The 19,382-nt window shown below is 59.1% G+C and carries 17 protein-coding genes; 4 read left to right on the plus strand and 13 right to left on the minus strand.

Going from position 1 to position 19,382, the window contains the following annotated elements; translation table 11 throughout:
* Positions 1-112 precede the first annotated feature (112 nt).
* From tyrS to ACZ48V_RS11610, 9 genes are all read right to left on the minus strand, one after another.
* Positions 113-1,336 carry a tyrosine--tRNA ligase gene (gene tyrS / locus ACZ48V_RS11570; RefSeq protein ID WP_464539307.1) on the minus strand — a complete coding sequence of 408 codons (1,224 nt, stop codon included), beginning with the start codon at positions 1,334-1,336 and terminating at the stop codon, positions 113-115.
* A 53-nt stretch (positions 1,337-1,389) separates the two neighbouring features.
* Positions 1,390-1,854, minus strand: a complete 465-nt coding sequence (smpB, locus tag ACZ48V_RS11575; RefSeq protein WP_464539309.1) for an SsrA-binding protein SmpB — start codon at positions 1,852-1,854, stop codon at positions 1,390-1,392.
* Positions 1,855-2,052: 198 nt separating this feature from the next.
* Positions 2,053-2,931 carry an MqnA/MqnD/SBP family protein gene (locus ACZ48V_RS11580; protein WP_464539311.1) on the minus strand — a complete coding sequence of 293 codons (879 nt, stop codon included), beginning with the start codon at positions 2,929-2,931 and terminating at the stop codon, positions 2,053-2,055.
* 91 nt (positions 2,932-3,022) lie between these two features.
* Positions 3,023-3,376, minus strand: coding sequence for a 50S ribosomal protein L19 (gene rplS, locus ACZ48V_RS11585; protein WP_464539313.1), 354 nt, complete (start codon positions 3,374-3,376; stop codon positions 3,023-3,025).
* 108 nt (positions 3,377-3,484) lie between these two features.
* Complete coding sequence (gene trmD / locus ACZ48V_RS11590) at positions 3,485-4,198, minus strand: tRNA (guanosine(37)-N1)-methyltransferase TrmD (protein WP_464539315.1); 714 nt, start codon at positions 4,196-4,198, stop codon at positions 3,485-3,487.
* A 58-nt stretch (positions 4,199-4,256) separates the two neighbouring features.
* Positions 4,257-4,859: a ribosome maturation factor RimM gene (gene rimM / locus ACZ48V_RS11595; protein ID WP_464539317.1), complete on the minus strand. Its 603-nt coding sequence runs from the start codon at positions 4,857-4,859 to the stop codon at positions 4,257-4,259.
* Positions 4,852-5,529, minus strand: coding sequence for a 30S ribosomal protein S16 (gene rpsP, locus ACZ48V_RS11600; protein WP_464539319.1), 678 nt, complete (start codon positions 5,527-5,529; stop codon positions 4,852-4,854). Before rpsP ends, rimM begins: the two co-directional genes overlap by 8 nt.
* 168 nt (positions 5,530-5,697) lie before the next feature.
* Positions 5,698-7,080 carry a signal recognition particle protein gene (ffh, locus tag ACZ48V_RS11605; RefSeq protein ID WP_464539321.1) on the minus strand — a complete coding sequence of 461 codons (1,383 nt, stop codon included), beginning with the start codon at positions 7,078-7,080 and terminating at the stop codon, positions 5,698-5,700.
* A gap of 114 nt (positions 7,081-7,194) precedes the next feature.
* Entirely contained in the window at positions 7,195-7,515 is a 321-nt protein-coding gene (locus ACZ48V_RS11610) for a carboxymuconolactone decarboxylase family protein (RefSeq protein ID WP_464543124.1), read from the minus strand.
* A 251-nt stretch (positions 7,516-7,766) separates the two neighbouring features.
* Here ACZ48V_RS11610 and ACZ48V_RS11615 point away from each other — a divergent pair, with 251 nt between their 5' ends.
* Genes ACZ48V_RS11615 through ggt form a run of 3 tightly spaced genes read left to right on the plus strand, consistent with a single transcriptional unit; the run spans position 7,767 to position 10,869 of the window.
* Positions 7,767-8,378, plus strand: a complete 612-nt coding sequence (locus ACZ48V_RS11615) for a 5-formyltetrahydrofolate cyclo-ligase (RefSeq protein WP_464539323.1) — start codon at positions 7,767-7,769, stop codon at positions 8,376-8,378.
* A 48-nt stretch (positions 8,379-8,426) separates the two neighbouring features.
* Positions 8,427-9,074: a PspC domain-containing protein gene (locus ACZ48V_RS11620; protein ID WP_464539325.1), complete on the plus strand. Its 648-nt coding sequence runs from the start codon at positions 8,427-8,429 to the stop codon at positions 9,072-9,074.
* Between the two features lie 37 nt (positions 9,075-9,111).
* Positions 9,112-10,869 carry a gamma-glutamyltransferase gene (gene ggt / locus ACZ48V_RS11625; protein ID WP_464539327.1) on the plus strand — a complete coding sequence of 586 codons (1,758 nt, stop codon included), beginning with the start codon at positions 9,112-9,114 and terminating at the stop codon, positions 10,867-10,869.
* Between the two features lie 47 nt (positions 10,870-10,916).
* Here ggt and ACZ48V_RS11630 read toward each other — a convergent pair whose 3' ends face one another.
* The 4 genes from ACZ48V_RS11630 to polA all read right to left on the minus strand — a co-directional run bounded on the left by ACZ48V_RS11630 (position 10,917) and on the right by polA (position 17,611).
* Complete coding sequence (locus tag ACZ48V_RS11630; RefSeq protein WP_464538143.1) at positions 10,917-11,771, minus strand: IS5 family transposase; 855 nt, start codon at positions 11,769-11,771, stop codon at positions 10,917-10,919.
* Positions 11,772-11,807: 36 nt separating this feature from the next.
* Positions 11,808-13,100 (minus strand): M16 family metallopeptidase, encoded by a 1,293-nt coding sequence (locus ACZ48V_RS11635; RefSeq protein ID WP_464539329.1) that lies wholly within the window; start codon positions 13,098-13,100, stop codon positions 11,808-11,810.
* Positions 13,101-13,224: 124 nt separating this feature from the next.
* Complete coding sequence (locus tag ACZ48V_RS11640; protein WP_464539331.1) at positions 13,225-14,535, minus strand: M16 family metallopeptidase; 1,311 nt, start codon at positions 14,533-14,535, stop codon at positions 13,225-13,227.
* A 298-nt stretch (positions 14,536-14,833) separates the two neighbouring features.
* Positions 14,834-17,611: a DNA polymerase I gene (gene polA, locus ACZ48V_RS11645; RefSeq protein ID WP_464539333.1), complete on the minus strand. Its 2,778-nt coding sequence runs from the start codon at positions 17,609-17,611 to the stop codon at positions 14,834-14,836.
* A gap of 927 nt (positions 17,612-18,538) precedes the next feature.
* Here polA and ACZ48V_RS11650 point away from each other — a divergent pair.
* Positions 18,539-19,366, plus strand: coding sequence for a protein phosphatase 2C domain-containing protein (locus ACZ48V_RS11650; RefSeq protein ID WP_464539335.1), 828 nt, complete (start codon positions 18,539-18,541; stop codon positions 19,364-19,366).
* The last annotated feature ends 16 nt before the right edge of the window (positions 19,367-19,382 follow it).

A 19,382-nucleotide genomic window follows, 5' to 3' on the forward strand; every position in this document is an offset into this window, starting at 1 on the left:
AGAAGTGGAAAACCCTCAAAATAAAGACAGCCCAGTGGCACCTCAACGGGCCAACTGGGCTATCAGGTAGATTCAGACAGGTAAAGTAACCGGGGGATACGCAGCGTACCTGCTACGCATCGGGGCGTTCAATGCGGGCGTAGCGGCGCTTTCCAACCTGCAGCACAAACGGCAGGTCGCCCTGTACGTCGACCGCGTGGCGCCAGTCCTGCACCGTTGCATCGTCGATGGTAACAGCCCCTTGCTTGATGAGGCGGCGGGCTTCGCTGTTCGACTCAGTAAGTCCCGCATTGGTCATGAGGTTAAGCAGCCCGATTTCACCGTTGGTCGTCTCTGGCACAAAGGTCTCGATATCGTCGGGCGTGTCGCCCTGCACAACGGTTTTCTCAAAGTAGTCGCGTGCGGCTTCAGCCGCGTCCTCATCGTGGTACATACGCACGATGGTGTACGCCAGCTCGTGCTTCGCATCACGCGGGTTTTCGGCGGCGCGCTCCTTCACGGCAGGCAGCTCATCGAGCGGTGTGTCTGTAACGAGTTCGGTGTAGCGGTAAATGAGTTCATCGGGAACCGACATCACCTTTCCGTACATCTCTTCCGGGGCTTCGGTGATCCCGATGGCATTGTCGAGCGACTTCGACATTTTCTCGTGGCCGTCGGTGCCTTCGAGCAGCGGCACCATCAGGCATACCTGCGGATCCTGGCCCTCAGCCTGCTGGATGTGCCGCCCGACAAGCAGGTTGAAGCGCTGGTCCGTGCCTCCAAGCTCTACATCCGACCGGATCTCAACCGAGTCCTGGGCCTGCGCCAGCGGGTACAGAAACTCGTGCACGCTGATAGGCTTGCCCGCCTCATAGCGCGTCTTGAAGTCTTCGCGCTCCAGCATGCGTGCCACCGTGAACTGAGCCGAGAGCTCAATCACTTCGCTGAATGACATCTCGTCGAGCCACTCCGAGTTGTAGCGGATCTCGGTCTGCTCGGGATCGAGGACTTTCGAAGCTTGCTCGAAGTACGATTTGCCGTGCTCGCGCGTCTCTTTGAGCGTGAGTGCCGGGCGTGTTTTGGAACGGCCTGTTGGATCGCCAATCATGCCCGTAAAGTCGCCGACGATGAGCACCGCCTGGTGCCCCAGATCTTGAAACTGGCGCAGCTTACGCAGCACTACCGTGTGCCCCAGGTGCAGGTCGGGGCGGCTCGGATCGCAGCCAAGCTTTACGCGCAGCGGCGTATCTGTTTTGCGCGAGTGTTTCAGTTTCTTGCGCAGCTCATCTTCGGGCACGAGGTCGGCTACGCCGCGCATCAGCACAGCCAGTTGGTCATCTACAGGGGGGAAGCTCATACGGAGCCGTTGCTATATGGATGAAAAGGATTCAGGAAATATCGTGGCAGCCGCTATCGATTAAAGGCGTGTTTTACGTCGCGCAGCTTACGCTCCGACTCGCGTTCCTTCACGGTTTGCCGCTTGTCGCGCACGTCTTTGCCTTTGGCAAGACCGATCTTGACCTTGACCCAGCCGTCGCGGATGTACACTTCGAGCGGGACAATCGTGTAGCCTTTCTTCGATGAGGCATCGGCCCACTTTTCCAGCTCGCGCTGCTTCAAAAGGAGCTTTCGGGAGCGGCGCGGCTCATGGTTAAAGTGGCTTGCTTGCTTGTACGGCTTGATGTACGCCCCGTGCATGAGCATCTCGCCCTTGCGGTCGAGTGAACAGTACGTACCATCAAGGCTCATCTTGCCATCTTTGACAGACTTCACCTCAGAGCCGGCAAGTACAACACCTGCCTCCAGCGTGTCTTCGATAAAGTACTCGTGGCGCGCCTTCTTATTGCGCTCCACCGTTTTTACACCACTGCTCATAAAACCAGAGAGAGTTGTTGAAAGACAAGTGAGCGCCTAAGAACCTGTTTTGATTTCTTAATTTGGGCTCCGAGCGGCGGCGCTGGACTGCAAACCAAAACCCAAACAGGCTCTAAAAGCTGCGGGGTCGAAATAGACCCGATACGATTCGGCCTCTCGGTGTCGTCTTGTACTGCCCCGCGTCGCCACCGTGCCAGGCTACGACACGCCTGTAAGGGGCAGCGGTCCATCGGGGGCGTCGTTGGCATCGTGCGTATCAGCATCGTCGGTGTCTTCAGAAGCTGCGGCGTCAGGATCTTCCGACACAAAAGGCATATCCGGGATTTCGTCGGACACGTTATAGTAGAACAGGTAGGTCCGAAAGTCTGTGAGACTGGCTCGTTCCAGGCGTCCGATACCGGTACGCAGGTCTTCGGTGTAGAACTCGCGCAGGCGCTGAGGCGGGTCTGCGCTGGCGCTCCAATCGTCGCGATGCTCAGTTGCATGCTTTCCGGCAGCCATAAGCGCCTCAACGAGCGGCGTAGTGGCTTCGCCGCGCTTGGTCACGAAGAGCCCCCACACCATCGGGTAGTTGGTGAGCTCGTACCACTCGCGCCCCAGATCCATCGCAAACGCCTCGCCTGCATCGTAAGCTGCACCCTGCGGCCCCACGAGGAGTCCGGCATCAGCACTGGACCGGTGGAGCGAAGCTGGGTCGTCGGTGTCTACCGGCGTAAACGACGGATCAACACCGTAATGCTCATGCAAGATGACACGCGCAACGAAGCGCTCGGTCACATGTGTACGCGGATACGCCACGGTCTCAGGAAACGACGACAGTCCGTCTTTCCATACCAGCCGCGCAAACGGATACTGCCACGACGAGAGTCCGATGCCTGGAATGGCATCGAACCCGTCGTGTCCTTGCAAAGCAAGGTAGGTTGGCACCAGGGCCACATCTACCTTTCCTTTCATGGCAAGCGCAGTACACACCTCGGGTGCGTGGCGCTCAATAACAAACGAGACGTCTTGCTCCTGCAGGCTGGTGGCGAGCACCTGTGCAGGTGGACGATCCCAGATGGCGATGCGGGTAGGCATACGCTATAGCTGTTGCAAAGAAAGAGCACACGCAAGAGGACGCTCCACCGGACCACATCCGGCTTAGCCAGTACAGCTTAACCGATGCAGCCTAGCTGGTGCGGCGTTCGCGGAGGCGGGCCGACTTACCGGTGCGGTCGCGCAGGTAATTGAGGCGGGCACGACGCACGTGACCCTGGCGCTTCACATCGATCTGTGCAATGCGGGGCGAGTGCATCGGGAAGATACGCTCTACGCCCACGCCACCAGAGTTTTTGCGTACGGTAAAGGTCCGGTTTGAGCCGCTGCCTCGCTTCTGCAGCACTACACCCTCATATTTCTGGATGCGCTCCTTGTCGCCTTCAACCACACGCAGGTGCACAACCACCGTGGCACCCGGATCGAACGACGGAACGTCGTCTTTGAGCTGCGTTGCTTCGACTATATCAATCAAATTTGTTGCCATGGTATGCTTTGCTTTAAAAGGTTAAACAATACAAAACAGCGGGATGCGCACGCATCCCGTGCTACGGAAGGTCGTGTTGCAAATATGTGCTGCAAATATGAAGCGGCGCTACTCATTATCTAACTCATCACCCAACTCGTCATTCAGCAAATCTGGGCGCCGTGTACGGGTCTTTTCGATACGCTGGGTATCGCGCCACTCGTCGATACGCGCATGGTTTCCCGAGCGTAACACGTCGGGGACTTTGTGTCCGCGAAAGACCGCCGGGCGGGTGTAGGCGGGCGCATCCAGCAGCCCATCCTGGAATGAGTCGGTGAGTGCCGACGACGCATCACCCAGCACACCGGGCAAGAGCCGCACGATCGCATCTACCAGAACCAGGGCAGGCAGTTCGCCCCCACTGAGCACGTAATCGCCGATCGATATTTCGTGGGTTACGTAGTGGTCGCGCACACGTTGGTCGATGCCCTTGTAGTGCCCGGCGACCATAATAACATGGTCATGCATCGACATCCGGTTGACGCGCGGCTGCTTTAAGGGTTCGCCGTCGGGGGTCAGATAGACCACTGCATCGGCCGAGGCCTCGGACTGGCACGCTTCGATGCATCGCACGAGCGGTTCAGGTTTGAGGACCATGCCGGCGCCACCTCCAAACGGGTAATCGTCGATCTGGCGGTGCTTGTCGGTTGCGTAGTCGCGCAGGTCGTGCACCTCGATCGTCACATGCCCGGCGTCTTGCGCTCGGCCCACAATGCTGTGCTGTAGCGGCTCGCGGACAAGGTCCGGAATCGCGGCAATGATGTCAATGTGCATAGCAGGCATAGCAGATAGTCAGGTAACCCGTGCAGGGGCACAGCAGACGCGTGGCACAGATCATATGCTACGGAGCAGGCGGCACTTCGTCTGCAGCTTCCGCATCCAGCAGCCCTTCAATCGGTGCAATGTAGATGCGTTGTGCATCTGCATCGATGCGAGGCACAAAGTCTTCTACAAAGGGCACCATGGCCTCCGTCCCGTTCTCCATCTCAATGACGAGCACGTCGGGGCCGGGCAGGGGCATGATCGCTTTAAGCGTGCCGACAGGCGTGCCTTCGTTGAGGCAGACTGCCCACCCAACCAGATCGTGCACGAAGTGCTCTTCGTCGTCAAGCACAAAGGCCTCTTCGGGCACATAGACCGCAAGGCGACGCAGCGCTTCGGCGGCCGTGCGGTCGGCAATGGATTCCAGCGTGAGTAGCACCGTAGTGCCTTTCTTGTGTGGCTGGAATCGCACATCACCGACTGCATGGGCCGCAGCTTGCTCCGGAGAGCGTCCTATGTACACCGTACGGAACGCGGCGAAGCGCTCGGGGGCATCCCTTGTAGGGATGACTTTTACGGTGCCATCGAGGCTATGCGGCTTACCGATGCGCCCTACCTGCACGAGTGCAGGGTCAGCACCTTCGCTGGCGGTATGGTCACTGGCGCCGGTTGCATTACGCATCTTTTTTCTCGTCGTCGCTCTCGTCGGCGGCGTCTTCGTCAGATGCGTCGTCGTCGGCATCAGGCGCTTCGTCGTCGGCATCGGCGTCTTCCGCTTCTGCGTCTGCAGCTTCGACATCGGCGCTTTCATCAGCCGCTTCTTCTTCAGCGGCAGCTTCTTCAGCGGCCTCTGCCTCGGCTTTGGCCTTGGCTTCAGCTTCTGCCTTCGCTTTCGCTTCTTCTTCAGCTTTGCGGCGTTCCTCTTCGGCTTTGCGGCGCTCTTCTTCGAGCTCCGCAGCGCGCTGGCGCTCTTCTTCAAGTGCCTGAGCGCGGCGCATCTCGGCCGTCATCTTAACGTCTTCGCCTTTTTCTTCGAGGCGCTGGATATGCGCATCGACGGCTTCAGCGATCTCTTCCGGCGACTTGCCTTTCTTCTTCAGGTGATGGTGCAGCATGAGGCCTCGCTTACTGATGAGGCTGCGCACCGTATCGCTGGGCTGGGCACCATTCTCAAGCCAGTAGAGCACGCGCTCTTCGTCGACCTGTACGGTCGCAGGCTGTTCAAGCGGATAGTAGCGGCCCAGATCTTCGATATACCGTCCGTCGCGGGCGTTGCGCGAGTCGGTCGCTACGATAGAGAACACAGGAATCTTTTTGCGCCCCATTCGGCGCATGCGGAGTTTGACTGACACAGGTTAGGTTGGTTTTTGGTCGTAAGAGTAACGTATAGTGGAGTAAGGGGATGCACAGGTGCATTGCACAGGCGCATCGGCAAACGCATTGGCATTGAGCCAGGTAGCGCGATGTTTCAGGGCGCGGTATTTCAGGGTCCAGTATTTCAGGCGGATGAATCGGGGCGGTCAGCCGTGGAAGGGGTTTTTTCCTCCTCCGCCTCCGAGTCGTCCCATGAGTTTTTTCATACTCGCCGACCGGCCCTGGCCCGTGAACTTCGACATGGTCTTCATCATCTTCTTCATGTCACGGAACTGCTTGATCAGCTGGTTCACGTCGCGCACCTGCATGCCACTGCCGCGCGCAATGCGCCGGCGCCGCGTACCATTAAGGATCTGTGGGTTGGCTCGTTCCTCAGGGGTCATCGAAAGAATCATAGCCTCGATATGCTTGAACGCATCCTCGTCGAGGTCCAGGTCTTTCATCTGCGAACCCACACCCGGAATCATACCAATGAGGTCTTTAATCGACCCCATGTTCTGAATCCGTTGCAGCTGGTCGTAGAAGTCTTGCAGGTCAAAGTCTTCCGACTTGATCTTCTGCTTCAGCTTCTCGGCCTGCTCTTCATCGTATTGCTCTTGCGCGCGCTCCACAAACGAGACCACGTCGCCCATGCCCAGAATGCGCTGGGCCATGCGATCGGGGTAAAACTCAGAAAGCGCGTCAAGCTTCTCGCCGGTAGAGGCAAACTTGATGGGCTTCTCGACCACAGTGCGGATCGAGAGCGCGGCGCCGCCCCGGGTGTCGCCGTCGAGCTTTGTAAGCACCACGCCGTCAAAGTCGAGCTGCTCATTGAACTCTTTGGCGGTGTTCACCGCATCCTGCCCGGTCATGCTGTCGACCACAAACAGGATCTCGTTCGGTTCAACCGTCGACTTGATGTCGGCGACCTCGCGCATCATCTTCTCATCGACGTGCATACGGCCCGCCGTATCAATGATAACGACGTCGCGCGCCTTCTGCTTGGCGTGCGCAACGGCTTCGTCGGCTACGCGCACAGCATCCTGCACGATCTCGCCATCTTCTTCGACGGAGTAGACCGGCACGCCGACCTGATCGGCCAACGTACGCAGCTGGTCGACAGCCGCCGGACGGTATACGTCGGCTGCAGCCAGAAGCGGCGCATGTCCTTTCGAACGCAGGTGGCGGGCGAGCTTGGCCACGAATGTGGTTTTGCCCGACCCTTGAAGTCCGGCCACGAGGATAACCGTGGGCGGATGGTCGGCCATCTCAATGCTTTCATGCTCACCACCCAGGACGCGCGTGAGCTCGTCGTACACAATCTTCGTGAGCTGCTCGCCCGGGGTAACGGACTGCAACACCTCCTCACCGGTCGCCTTTTCTTTGACGCGGTTCGTGATGTCGCGCGCTACCTTGTAGTTGACATCCGCGTTGAGCAATGCACGACGAATCTCGCGCATCGTCTCGGCGATGTTTAGCTCGTTGATACGCCCCTGTCCAGTAACGGACTTCAAGGCGCTATCTAATTTGTCGGAAAGACTCTCAAACATAAGCAGGTCGCAGACTGAGACACAGGTTGCAGGCCGGTAGAGCCGCCTTGTGTGCACCGTAGCACGGCACAGCAGTCAGCTGCTCCAGTATTGCAAGCATCGGATAAGAATGCACTATTCGCCTGCTTGTTCACGACTACGCAGTAAATCAATCGTTTCCACCGCATGACGCAGATGAGGAATTACAATCGACCCACCCACGACAAGCGCTACGTTGAGCGCATCCATGAGCTCGTCGTCCGACCAGCCGGCTTCTACGCACTGCTGCAGGTGGTAGTCGATGCAGTCGTTACAGCGCAGCACAGCCGACGCCACTAACCCCATAAGCTCTTTCGTATCGCCCGGGAGCGCACCGTCGTCATAGGCCGCTCCGTCGAGGCGAAAGAACCGTTTGATGCCCAGATGGTCCCCCTCTTCAAGAATACGCTCGTTCATGCGCTCCCGGTGGGCGTTGAACGCATCAATGCGATCCGAATCGCTGCGATCCGAATCGCTGCGATCCGAAGAGACGTCCTCAGAGGCATTCTTTTCAGATGCATCATGAGGCGCTGTGTGAGCATCATCGGCGGGCGAAGCAGTAGAATCAGACATAAAGCTTTGCGGATTCGTATGTGTTGAAGTATACTCGTAACAAAATATTTAGCTGCGACGTTTAATGGAGCCCGTGAAATTGCGATCTGAATACAATGGCTTCATCCCCGAAAGACATACTCCGCCAGCAGTTTGACGCCTACCGGCAAGCGCTCTCTACCACCGAGCACAATACCCGGAGCCGTCGCATCTGTGCCCGCACGGAGCAACACCCTGCTGTGCAAAACGCCCGTGCCCTAATGGCGTACTGGCCCCACGTAGAGCGCGGCGAAGTAGACACGCGCCCGCTCATCGGCACCTGCGTGGCTGCGGGCATGACAGTGGCCCTGCCCGTTGTAACCAGCTTTGAAGCAGGCAATCCTGCAATGGAAGCCCGCCTGTTCTCTGGCACCGACGCGCTCAAACCCAACCGGTGGGGACTCCATGAGCCGGTGCATGGCGAGCGCATCGTCCCGGCTGACCTTGACGTTGTGATTGTACCCGCGTTTGGTGTAGACCAGCACGGGCATCGTATTGGACATGGATCGGGGTTCTACGACTGCTTTCTCAGCGATCTCGACGTTACTACCATCGCGCTTTCCTTCGATGCCTGCATGGTCAATGATATACCCAACGCCCCTCACGACGTGCCCGTAACATACGTTATCACCGAAACCACCACCGTTACCCCGCTCTCCAGGTCCCGCGCCTCCTCGCCCACCCGCTGACGTCACTGCACCGCTCACTCCCCGAACTGTCTACCGACAAAAACCACTATGGCTACCCGCGAACGCCCCCGCTCCGGGTCTTCTTCTCGCGAGCGCTCGCCCGAAGCTCCCTTCGACCGACTCAGCGACGCCGAACTCAACGAGATCAGTGAAGATGAACTCGATACGCTGTTCTCCGCTTCTCCCAAATCGGCATCCAACCGGTTTGGCCGGATTGCCATGGCCACGGGCATCGGTATGATGCTGGTGCTCACGCTCTTTCTCGTCGCCGAGTTTACCACGCTCTCGTTCCTCAGCCCACAGATTGGGGCCGGACTCGTCGCGTTTATGGCAGCTATTATTGGATTCGGCGTCTTTAGCGACCAACGCAAGAAAAACGCCGAACCCGACACATCGCGCTCTTCCGGCAAAGCGCCCTCAGACGAGGAGCTTGATCGCAAGCTGCAAGAAAAGATTCGCGAGGCGCGAGCAGCGCTCGACGCCGAGCAAGAGGCGTCGGAAGGCGAGGAGCGTGGCCTACGTCGATCCAGCGACAAGAAGCTGCTTGGCGTGTGCTCTGGACTTGGGGAGTACTTCGGGCTTGATGTCACTCTGGTACGCGCGGCCTTTCTGGTCGGGCTCTTCGTTTCAAGCGGCAGCCTGTTGTTTGTGTACTTCGGTCTTGCCTACATTATGCCCGGTCCAGACGACACGTAATCCGCTCTGCTTCCTGTGCTTAGTCTTCCCCAACCGCATGGCTGCTACCGTACACCGCTCCGCCCGTACGCTCCTACTCATCTGCGCAAGCTGGGCACTGCTTGTCGGCACCGTCTCTGCTGCACCGGTTAACGCCCCGACTGCACTGGCTGCGACTCCGGAATATGGAGAGAACGGAATGGTTGTAGCCGCCCATCCGGCAGCGGCCGAGGCCGGGCGAGAAGTCCTCGAGCAGGGCGGTAATGCTGTTGATGCATCGGTAGCTGTCGGATTTGCGCTGGCCGTGGTCTATCCCCGCGCCGGCAATCTGGGTGGCGGCGGATTCCTGGTGCTGCGCCAGCCTGACGGCACCGCGCTTACCATCGACCACCGAGAAACCGCTCCCGCCGCCGCTACACCCGATGTCTACCTGAATGCGCAAGGCAACGCGGTTCCAGAACGGAGCCGCCGCGGCCACCTCGCCTCGGGCGTGCCCGGCACTGTAGACGGTCTCCTGTACGCCCTGGAGGAGTACGGCACGCTCTCCCGCGCCGAGGTCATGGCCCCCGCTATCGAGCTGGCTATCAACGGATTCGAGGTGCTGCCCACCCAGGCCGAGGCGCTCAACAGCGCCCAAGATGACTTTAACCAGTTTGCCAGCACGCATCGCTATTTTGGAAACGAGTCTGATCATGGCGGACGCTACGAACCGGGACAGTTCCTGCGCCAGCCCGATCTGGCGAACGTGCTCATCCGCATCCGCGAGAACGGACGTAGTGGCTTTTACGAGGGGCCGACTGCCGATCTTATCGTCGCCGAGATGCAGCGCGGCGATGGGCTCATCACGCATGACGATCTGGCCTCGTACACCTCGGTTGAGCGCGAACCGGTCGTATCCACCTACCGCAACCACCGGGTCCTGTCGATGGGACCGCCGTCTTCCGGCGGCGTCGCCCTGGCGCAACTGCTAAACGCAGCCGAAGACCACGACGTGGCCGAATACGGGCTCAATGCCAGTACAACCATTCATATACTGGGCGAGGCCATGCGCCGCGTGTATGCCGACCGCGCCGAGTGGATGGGCGATCCCGACTTTGTGGAGATGCCCATTGACGGACTCCTGGATCCGGCGTTTATGCACACCCGGATGTCAGATGTCGATCCCAGCCGCATCACTCCGAGCGATTCGGTGTCGCACGGCATGCCCGCAGGCGCTGAACCGATGGAGACGACGCACTACTCGGTCGTGGATGCTGACGGACAAGCCGTGAGCGTAACGACGACAATTAACAGCGCGTACGGCTCGAAGGTAGTGGTGGATGGCGCCGGGTTTTTCCTGAACAACGAGATGGATGACTTCAGCCTGAAGCCAGGCGTGCCCAATCAGTTTGGCCTGCTCGGATCCGAACGCAATGCGGTGGCCCCAAACAAGCGGATGCTCTCCTCGATGACGCCTACGATCGTGGAAAACCCCGACGGGCGCTTGCAGCTTGTGATTGGCTCGCCGGGCGGGTCCACGATCATCACGACGGTGTTTCAGGTGATCATGAATGTGATTGATCATGAGATGGATATCGAGCAGGCCATCACGGCCCCGCGTTTTCACCATCAGTGGAAGCCGAACACGATGTGGCTGGAGCGCCACGGCTTTCCGCAAGATGTGCGGGAAAACCTGGAGGCTCGCGGCTGGCCGCTGAACGTGCGCAGCCGCTGGGGCCGCGCCCACGGCGTGCATGTCCACTACGACAGCGACGGCACCGCCACCTACCACGGCAGCGCCGACCCGCGGCGTGAGGGGGTTGCGGTGGGGTTGTAGGAGGTGCTTGATCTGATCTGAGTATAAGAATCTGTTTTGATATGCCGTTAGAGGCGGCTGAGGGCCAATCGTAGCGACGCGAGCCGGACCATGGCGGCACTCGTCTCGGCCAGGCGCTCGTACTCCTTCGCAAGTCGCCGCCAGCCCCCCAACCAGCCGAGTGTTCGTTCGACAATCCAGCGCTTCGGCTCGACGGAGAAGCCCGGCTCTTCGGAGTCGGATTCGGTGATCTCAAGCCGAAGCCCAAGCGCTTCCTCAAGGTCGTCTTCGAGATCGCCGCGGTAGGCCTTGTCAGCGAAGACCGCTTCAAGACGTTCGCTTCGCTGTTCAGCCCGTTCAATGAGCTTGAAGGCGTGCTGGCTTTCGTGCTCATTGGCGGCGTGAATGCCGACGGCCCACGTCCAGCCCTGCGTGTCCGTGAGTATGTGCCGTTTGCGCCCTTTGACTTTTTTATTGCCGTCAAAGCCGCACAGACCGCCTGAGCGGGTGATCGAAACCGATTGGCAGTCAATAATTACCACGCTGGGCTCGGGTTCGCGCCCGGCTTCTCGCCGTGCGCCTCGCCGGGCTATGCTGAGCAGACGTGCGATTACGCCGCGCTGTTTCCACGTTCGGAAGTAGTAGTACACCGTCTGCCACGGCGCAAATCCACCAGGCAACATTCGCCACTGACATCCCGTTTTGACCACGTAGAAAATCGCATCCAGAATGTCGCGGCGCAGGTCATGTTGGCGGTGGCGCGAGGTATTGAGAACCGCTTTAATGTTGTGCCATTGGGAGTCCGTCAAATCGGAGCTATAGTCTTTGCGCATAGCTTCGGTGTCGCTTTCGGTGAAACGTCTGTTCACCACCGAAAACGAGGCGGACTCCCGTTCGTTTTCACTCGCGACGTGTGAAATCAAAACAGGTTCTAAGGCCCCTCACCTTCGCTCACAGACTTACGCCGCCTCATCGACCGTCTCCGGCACGCTCCCGGCCATCACCGTATGCAGCGCATTGGGGTCGAGGTGCGTCTGGATGGCGTCGTTGACCTCATTGAGCGTAACAGCGCGGATGCGCTCGGGGAACTCGTCGAGGTAGCTCACCGGAAAGCCGCGTTCGGCGTTGGTCAAGAGCGACTGCGCAACGCGCTTTGTCGTGGCCAGACCTACTTTATAGGAGCCGGTGATAGTCGTTTTCTTGGCGTCGAGCTCTTCTTCGGTGACCCCGCCCTCCACAAAGTCGCGGACGACCTGGCGCGTAGCGTCGAGCCCGTGCTGGAGCGCCTCGCTGCTTAGCGTCACGCCGATCGTCCAGCTGCCGTCGTACTCGGTGCTAATACCCGAGAGCCCTGACCGGATGCCGTAGGTGAGGCCGAGCTCATCGCGGACGGTCGCCATCAGGCGCGCGGAGAAGTTACCGCCCAAGATGTAGTTTCCCAGGTAGAGCGGCAGGTAGTCATCGTCGTCGCGGCGCATGGGGAGCGCGTGCCCCATGCGCACGTCGATGTTGTCGCGGTCGGCCATCGGAACGGTGGCTGTGCCCGGCGCACAGGCTGTGGCCTCAGTGGCATGCGTCGGAGCCGGCGCCGTGCCGCTCCAAGCGCCAAACGCATCGCGGACGGCCGACTCAACGGCGTCGTGAGACAGGTCGCCAGCTACGACCAGCGTGAAGGCGTGCGGCGTAACGTGGTCCTGGTGGTACGCCTGCGCCTGCTCACGGGTAACCTGCTGCAGGCCCTGCAGCTCATCCTCAAACGGGCGACTGTAGTTTGGATGGTCAACCGAGAAAAGCCGCTGCATGAGTGCCCGCGACGCGTGCGATGAGGTGTTCTGCATTGAGCGCTGCACGTCGGCCAGTGCCTGAGCCTGCACCTTCGGATACTCGTTTTTGGGAAACGACGAACGCTGCAGCATGTCAGCTCCCGCGTTGAGCACCGTAGGCAGATCGTCCGTGAGGGCCTGTCCCGACACGTCCACGTACAGTCCGTCGCTCGATAGCGAGAGCTGGGCGCCGCACTCTTCCAGCAGCGCGGCGAGCTCGAATCGGTCGTGCGTGGCAGTCCCCTTATCGAGCATGCCCACCATCAGGCGTTGCACCAGATCGTCGTGGGCCCCCAATTCGGGATGAGTGCGGAACGAGCCGCGCCACGACACAAAACCACTAACCGGCATTTTCAAGGTGAGCAAACGACACGGCCCAACCGGGCGGTCATGCACACGGTCGGCATACGAAAGCGTTGAGCGATCCATACAGGTAGAGCAGATAGAGCAAGTCAAAACGAAAAAAATCGGCAGGCACCCAGCGCGTTGCCGTGGGGCTGTTACCGTGGGGCTGTTACCGTGGGGCTGTTACCGTGGGGCTGTTGCCGTGGGGCTACGCATCCGGCACGTACCAGCCAATGGTGTTCTGGGTTGTGTGCAGATGCGCCTGGGCCACCTGCTGCACGGCATCGGGCGTCACCGCGCGGATGCGGTCGAGGTACCCGGTGTAGAGCGTCCAGTCGCCCACGGCGATAGCCTCATTGAGCTGCGAGGCAATGCGATACGGCCCGTCGCGCCCGTAGGCTTCTTTAGCGACCAGCTGGCGCTGCGCACGTGCCACCTCATCCTCAGTCACGCCTTCTTGTTGGATGCGCTCGATCTCTTCTTCAAGTGCAGCCTCCACATCGTCGTGCGTTGACGACGGGGTGAGAAACGCAAACAGCGAGAAGAGGCTGGGATCGCGCATCCGAAAGTTGAACGCGAACACGTCGGTAGTCAGCTCCTTGTCGGTGCACCGGCGGTAGAGGCGACTGCTTTTGCCCGATGCCAGGATGCGCGCCAGCACGTCGAGCGCATCGGCCTCTTCCGAGCGTCCGTGCGGCACCTTGTAGCTCGACAAGATCGCCCCGAGCTCACCATCCTGGTGCACATTCACGCGGCGCTGCCCGCGCTGCTCGGGCTCGCGGGTGGTTACCTCCGGAATGTCATGTGGAGCTGCATCGATGGTGCCAAAGTGATCGGCCACAGCCTGCAGATCGGCCTCCACATCGACCGACCCGATGAGACTCAGCGTGGCGTTATTGGGCCAGTAGAACGTGTCGTAAAAGTGACGCAGGTCCTCCGGCTGCATCGTCTCGATGTCGCTGCGCCAGCCAATGGTCGGGTGGTGGTACGGATGCGCCACGTATGCTGCGCTCCACACCGCATCGAAGAGCCGGCGCGTGGGCTCGTTTTGCCCGCGATCGAACTCATTCAGAATGACCGTCCGCTCCGACTCCACATCGTCGGGGGCCAGGCGCGCGTTGCGCATCCGGTCCGCCTCAATGTCGAGCGCCATGCCCACATGCTCACGCGGCAACATCTCGTAATAGTTGGTGCGGTCGGTCCAGGTAGAGGCGTTGACCTCCGCGCCCACGCGCTGCAGCACGTCAAAGATCGAGGTGCCGTGCTCCTTGTGGAAGCGGTCGGTGCCTTTAAACATCAGGTGCTCCAGCATATGCGTGGCGCCGGTGTGCCCGGTCTGCTCGTTGCGACTCCCTACGTGGTAGGTAATCATAACGCTCGTAACCGGCGCAGCATCAATCGGATACAGCAGAACTTGCAGTCCGTTAGCCTCCAGCTCATACTGCTGGATGCCGCCGGATTCCTGCACGAACGAGAAGCCGTCTACCGAGACGGGCGATGGCGAAACAGCGGTGCTCATACGAAAGCGGGTCGTGAGTAGAGAAGAACGGTTGTGCTGCACGAACGGGCACATGCCCGCGTTCCGGGACAAGTGCTCTGTGATAGGTGCTCTGTTCCTGTTTAGAGCCTGTTTTGATTTCTTAATTTGGGCTCCGAGCGGCGGCGCTGGACTGGGGCCGAAGGTCATGCCCCTGGTGCAAATTGCCCCCAATGTCGGCCCGTAGCCCCGGCTACGAACCGCCATCGTAGTCCAATTTTCGCCGCAGCGGCGCTCGCTCTCGCCTCCAAACCAAAACCCAAACAGGCTCTTAGAAATATTAATGCGCCTCCAGCCAGTTTTTACCGAGTGCAATGTCGACAGCGACTGGCACGCCATCGAGCGGAAGCGCAGCCTTCATCTCGGTCTCAACGAGGGTGGTCATGACCTCCTCTTCGCCGGGTGCAATGTCGAACACAAGCTCATCGTGCACCTGAAGCAGCATATTGCTTTCGAGCTCGCCCTGCCGGATCCGCTCATCAACACGGTTCATGGCAATCTTGATCATATCCGCCTGGGTGCCCTGGATCGGCATATTTACGGCAATACGCTCAGCGGCGCCACGGCGATTGGAGTTGCTGGCCGTAAGATCCGGAATCGGGCGTCGGCGTCCGCGTAGCGTTTCAGCGTAGCCCTTGTCGCGCGCCTTTTCGACGAGCTGGTTCAGGAGGGAGGCAACCCCTGGGTAGGACTTGCGATACTGGTCGATCAGCTCCTGAGCCTCCTCGACCGAGGTGCGAAGGCGCTGCGCGAGCCCCCATGGGGACACGCCGTACGGGATGCCGTAGTTGACCTCTTTGGCTTTACGCCGCTGATCGCGTGTCACGTCGCCGGGGTCGATGCCGTAAACGCGAGCCGCGGCGTCGGTGTGAATGTCGCCCCCGTCGCGGAAGGTCTCTTGCATGGCCTCGTCGCCACTCATTGATGCCAGGATGCGCAGCTCAATCTGCGCATAGTCCGCTGCCATGAGCTGCCAGCCTTCGCGTGGCACAAACGCTTTGCGAATCTCGCGTCCGACGGGCGTGCGAATCGGAATGTTCTGCAGGTTCGGGTCCGACGACGAGAGGCGCCCCGTGGCCGTCCGCGCCTGGTTGAAGCTCGTGTGGATGCGCTGCGTTTCCGGATGCACCAGTTCGCCGAGGCTATCGAGGTAGGTGCTCTTCAGCTTGTAGGTCTTGCGCCAGTCAAGCACGAGTCCGGGCAGGTCGTGCTGCGTGGAGAGCTCTTCGAGCACGCTCTCTTTGGTGGAGGGGCGCCCGGTCGAGGTTTTGGTGATAACCGGCAGGTCGAGCTTTTCAAACAGCACCTCGCCAAGTTGCTGGGTCGAGTTGATGTTGAATTCGGTGCCTGCCAGCTCGTAGATCTGGCTGCTGATCTCATCGAGCTCGTCGGCGAGGCGCTCTGAGATAGCATCGAGTACGTCGGTGTCGACGCGGATGCCCGTGTGCTCCATCTCGGCGAGCACTCGAACAAGCGGAAACTCCATCTCAGTGGCGATCGGCCACAGGTCAATCTCGCGAAGCGACTCCTCGAGCGGACCGGTAAGCTGTAAGCTGATGTCGGCGTCTTCGCAGGCGTAGCGTGCCGCATCCGCAATATCGACATCGCGCATTGTAACCTGCGAGCGCCCCGAACCGATCAGGTTCTCGATCGGCTCCATCTTGTAGTTCAGGAGCGAACGTGCCACATCGTTCAGGCTCTGCCCCTGTTCGGGATGCAGGAGGTAGTGTGCAATCATCGTGTCGAAGAGATCGCCCTGCACATCGACCCCGTGGCGGCGCATCACGACCAGGTCGTACTTGAGGTTGTGCCCGATGATCGTGCTATGCTGCTCAAGAACCGGACGCAGCACATCGAGCACCTCTTGCGTGGACGTGCCGTCGGGCAGCGGTGTGGGTACGTAGGTAGCCTCGTGCGGCGTCCAGGCGAAGGACATTCCCACCAGCGACGCAATCATCGAATCGGTCGAGGTGGTTTCGGTATCAAACGCATAGCGGTCGTGCTCAGCCAGCGTCTCCGCGAACGCCTCAAGCTCCTGGCGGTGCTGAACGAAGCCGTAGGTAACCGTATCGGGATCGAGCTCCTTCACCGCTTCGTAGGGGCCAAAATCGAACGAAAGAGCATCGCCCCCATCGTCGGGAGTGTCGCTACTGGAGACGGATGTGTCTTTGCCGTCTCCGTTCAGATCTACGCGGTCGAGAAGCGACTCAAACTCGAACACTTCAAAAAGACGCCGCAGCTCATTCATGTCTGGATTGGCCTGGCGCAGCTGGTGCCAGTCGAGACCGAAGTCGACGTCGGTTTTGATCTGCACGAGCTTACGACTCATGCGGGCCTGATCCGCGAACTCTTTGAGGTTCTGGCCGCGCTTTCCGCCCACCTCGTCGGCGTGTGCAATGACTGCTTCCACGTCGGGATACTCACGAAGGAGCTTCTGCGACGTTTTTTCCCCGATAAGTGGTACGCCCGGTACGTTGTCGGAGGAGTCGCCCCAGAGCGCCAGCATGTCGACGAACTGCGCGGGGTCGAGCCCCATATCTTCGCGGAAGCTCTCCGCCGTAATGTGCTCGAAGTCTTGATCGCCCCGTGCCGGCTTATACATTGAGATAGCGGGCGACAGGAGCTGCTTGAAATCCTTGTCGGGCGACACGATGACGACGTTTGCCCCGTCTTGCTCGGCGTCGCGGGCAAGCGTACCGATTACGTCATCAGCCTCTACGCCTTCCACCTCGGCAACGGGAATATCCATCGCACGAACGATCGACTTGATGCGCGGCAGGTTTTCGAGCAGCTCGTCGGGCGGCGGGTCGCGGTGCGCTTTGTAGTCTTCGTAGATATCTTCGCGGAACGTACCGTCTTGGCTGGGCACGTCAAACACGACAGCGATATGCTCCATTTCATGTTCGCTGATGAGCTTGAGCAGCGAATTGGTGAAGCCGTATGCAGCTGAAGTGTTTTCACCCTTCGAGTTGATGAGGGGGCGTTTGATGAAGATGTAATGGGCCCGGTAGGCAAGAGCCATCGCATCAATCAGATACAGGGTCGTGTTGTCGTTCATGGAGCAGACGGTGCAGAGCTTGAGTGGGATTCCGCGAAGCTATGATAGTTGCACAGCGTGTATGCTTGGCCATCCGTGCGGTTCGGACGATATTGTACCGCGCCGTAACGCCATTGCGAAGAGACGCATGCCTGTCTTTCTTTCGCAGGGTGCCCAAGCGGACGTTCACCGGCACAGCCTTTTCAGATGCTATCCGGCAGTGATTTCTATTTCTTCCCACTCTCATTTCGATATGTTGCGCATTTCTGTACGCCTGCTTTGTTCTACTTCCGTGCGAATACGCCACAGGATGGCACATTATTACATCCTCTGCATACCACCCGTACATTCATAAGAAGATCTAACCCAACTGCGCTTGCCCATTGGCCCTCTATTGCGTACACTTTTTAGTGCGCTCAAGCAAGTACAGACTTCGCAGCTTCTGCGACGTTGTTTTACCGCAGCAGAGCATGCAAATAGTGCAGAGATAGCACTGTAGCACGTGCTCCAGTATCCATTGGCTGTTCTTTTTGTTTTTGTGTGCTGCTCAGATTGTTTATTATCCCAGAGCAGGGTATCATGCAAATCGCCGATGATGAGCAATGCCGGTCCTGTTCTGCATCTTCTGCATCCGCCCTCACCTGAGGCTGGGCCTTGTACGACACCCTCTTTGTGTATCTGGCTTTTGTGTACTGACTGACGCACAACTGACACCTGCCAACTTGTGTGCGTGGTGTTTTACAGGCAGCCCTTTTGAAGGCAGCCCTTTTGAAGATAGTTCTCATGCACGGTTTTTGTATACCTTACAAACGCCGCCATTATGTACGATGCCCTTTCGGGATCTGCACGCTTAGGCACTTTACGATGATGCCCGTGTGCATGCACCGGTCTCCGTACGACGTAGCCCACACCTTACTTGATAGTTGCTGAAGACTCTCTCTGCACATAATGCTCCCGATCTCTGCTCACGGCACCACGTATCCTGGACGTCGCGAAGTCAACCAGGACGACATTCTACAACTCTATCCGCATCCAGACGCCTTCTTTCTCGCGGTGGCTGATGGGATGGGAGGAACGGCAGGTGGCCAAATTGCAAGCCAGTCCGTTCTGGAACGCATCCAGACGTATCTGGAGGAGCGGTTTCAGTATCAGACAGCTCCTGAGGATCTGAAAGAAATTCTTTCCGACGTGTACGAAGAGGCGCAGGAGGCCATTCGCTCCGTTATTGATGAGGAACCCAGCCTCCAAGGCATGGGGACCACCTTAACGTGTGTACTGGGCTTCCAGGACCGTTTCGTTGTTGGAAATATGGGCGACAGCCGGGTCTATTATCTTCATAGTGGCCAAATGCGCCAGGTAACGACGGACCATTCCTACCTTGAGGAGTTTCGCAAGCAGGCCAACACCGACGAGCTTGACCCCAAGTTTGTGCGGCAGTACGGGCACATTATTAACAAGACACTGGACGGCGGCAACGACAGCCCCGACTTTTTCCCAACTGAGTCTTCTTACTTTGAACTTTCAGAGGGCGACGGGTTTTTGTTGTGTTCCGACGGGCTTATTGTCGACAAAATGGATAACCAGGAGCAGATGTTTGCGTCTTACATGATAGGTACGGAGAACCTGCAAACTGCCGCCGAGTCGCTGGTTTCGCTTGCCTACCACGCTGGATCTACCGATAACATCTCCGTTGTGATGGCCGAGGCCGGTACGATTTCTCGGAATTTGGGCCGCGTACGCACCTATGCTTTCCCTCCTGCCGAAGAAATGGCATGACCTTAGTACACAACTC

The sequence above is a fragment of the Longimonas haloalkaliphila genome, from assembly GCF_055379825.1.

What these genes read in the sequence shown, in the direction of transcription:
- tyrS (WP_464539307.1), bottom strand. Translation starts at nt 1,336, where the DNA reads ATGAGCTTCCCCCCTGTAGATGACCAACTGGCTGTGCTGATGCGCGGC.
- smpB (WP_464539309.1), bottom strand. Translation starts at nt 1,854, where the DNA reads ATGAGCAGTGGTGTAAAAACGGTGGAGCGCAATAAGAAGGCGCGCCAC.
- ACZ48V_RS11580 (WP_464539311.1), bottom strand. Translation starts at nt 2,931, where the DNA reads ATGCCTACCCGCATCGCCATCTGGGATCGTCCACCTGCACAGGTGCTC.
- rplS (WP_464539313.1), bottom strand. Translation starts at nt 3,376, where the DNA reads ATGGCAACAAATTTGATTGATATAGTCGAAGCAACGCAGCTCAAAGAC.
- trmD (WP_464539315.1), bottom strand. Translation starts at nt 4,198, where the DNA reads ATGCCTGCTATGCACATTGACATCATTGCCGCGATTCCGGACCTTGTC.
- rimM (WP_464539317.1), bottom strand. Translation starts at nt 4,859, where the DNA reads ATGCGTAATGCAACCGGCGCCAGTGACCATACCGCCAGCGAAGGTGCT.
- ffh (WP_464539321.1), bottom strand. Translation starts at nt 7,080, where the DNA reads ATGTTTGAGAGTCTTTCCGACAAATTAGATAGCGCCTTGAAGTCCGTT.
- ACZ48V_RS11610 (WP_464543124.1), bottom strand. Translation starts at nt 7,515, where the DNA reads ATGAACGAGCGTATTCTTGAAGAGGGGGACCATCTGGGCATCAAACGG.
- ACZ48V_RS11615 (WP_464539323.1), top strand. Translation starts at nt 7,767, where the DNA reads ATGGCTTCATCCCCGAAAGACATACTCCGCCAGCAGTTTGACGCCTAC.
- ACZ48V_RS11620 (WP_464539325.1), top strand. Translation starts at nt 8,427, where the DNA reads ATGGCTACCCGCGAACGCCCCCGCTCCGGGTCTTCTTCTCGCGAGCGC.
- ggt (WP_464539327.1), top strand. Translation starts at nt 9,112, where the DNA reads ATGGCTGCTACCGTACACCGCTCCGCCCGTACGCTCCTACTCATCTGC.
- ACZ48V_RS11635 (WP_464539329.1), bottom strand. Translation starts at nt 13,100, where the DNA reads ATGGATCGCTCAACGCTTTCGTATGCCGACCGTGTGCATGACCGCCCG.
- ACZ48V_RS11640 (WP_464539331.1), bottom strand. Translation starts at nt 14,535, where the DNA reads ATGAGCACCGCTGTTTCGCCATCGCCCGTCTCGGTAGACGGCTTCTCG.
- polA (WP_464539333.1), bottom strand. Translation starts at nt 17,611, where the DNA reads ATGAACGACAACACGACCCTGTATCTGATTGATGCGATGGCTCTTGCC.
- ACZ48V_RS11650 (WP_464539335.1), top strand. Translation starts at nt 18,539, where the DNA reads ATGCTCCCGATCTCTGCTCACGGCACCACGTATCCTGGACGTCGCGAA.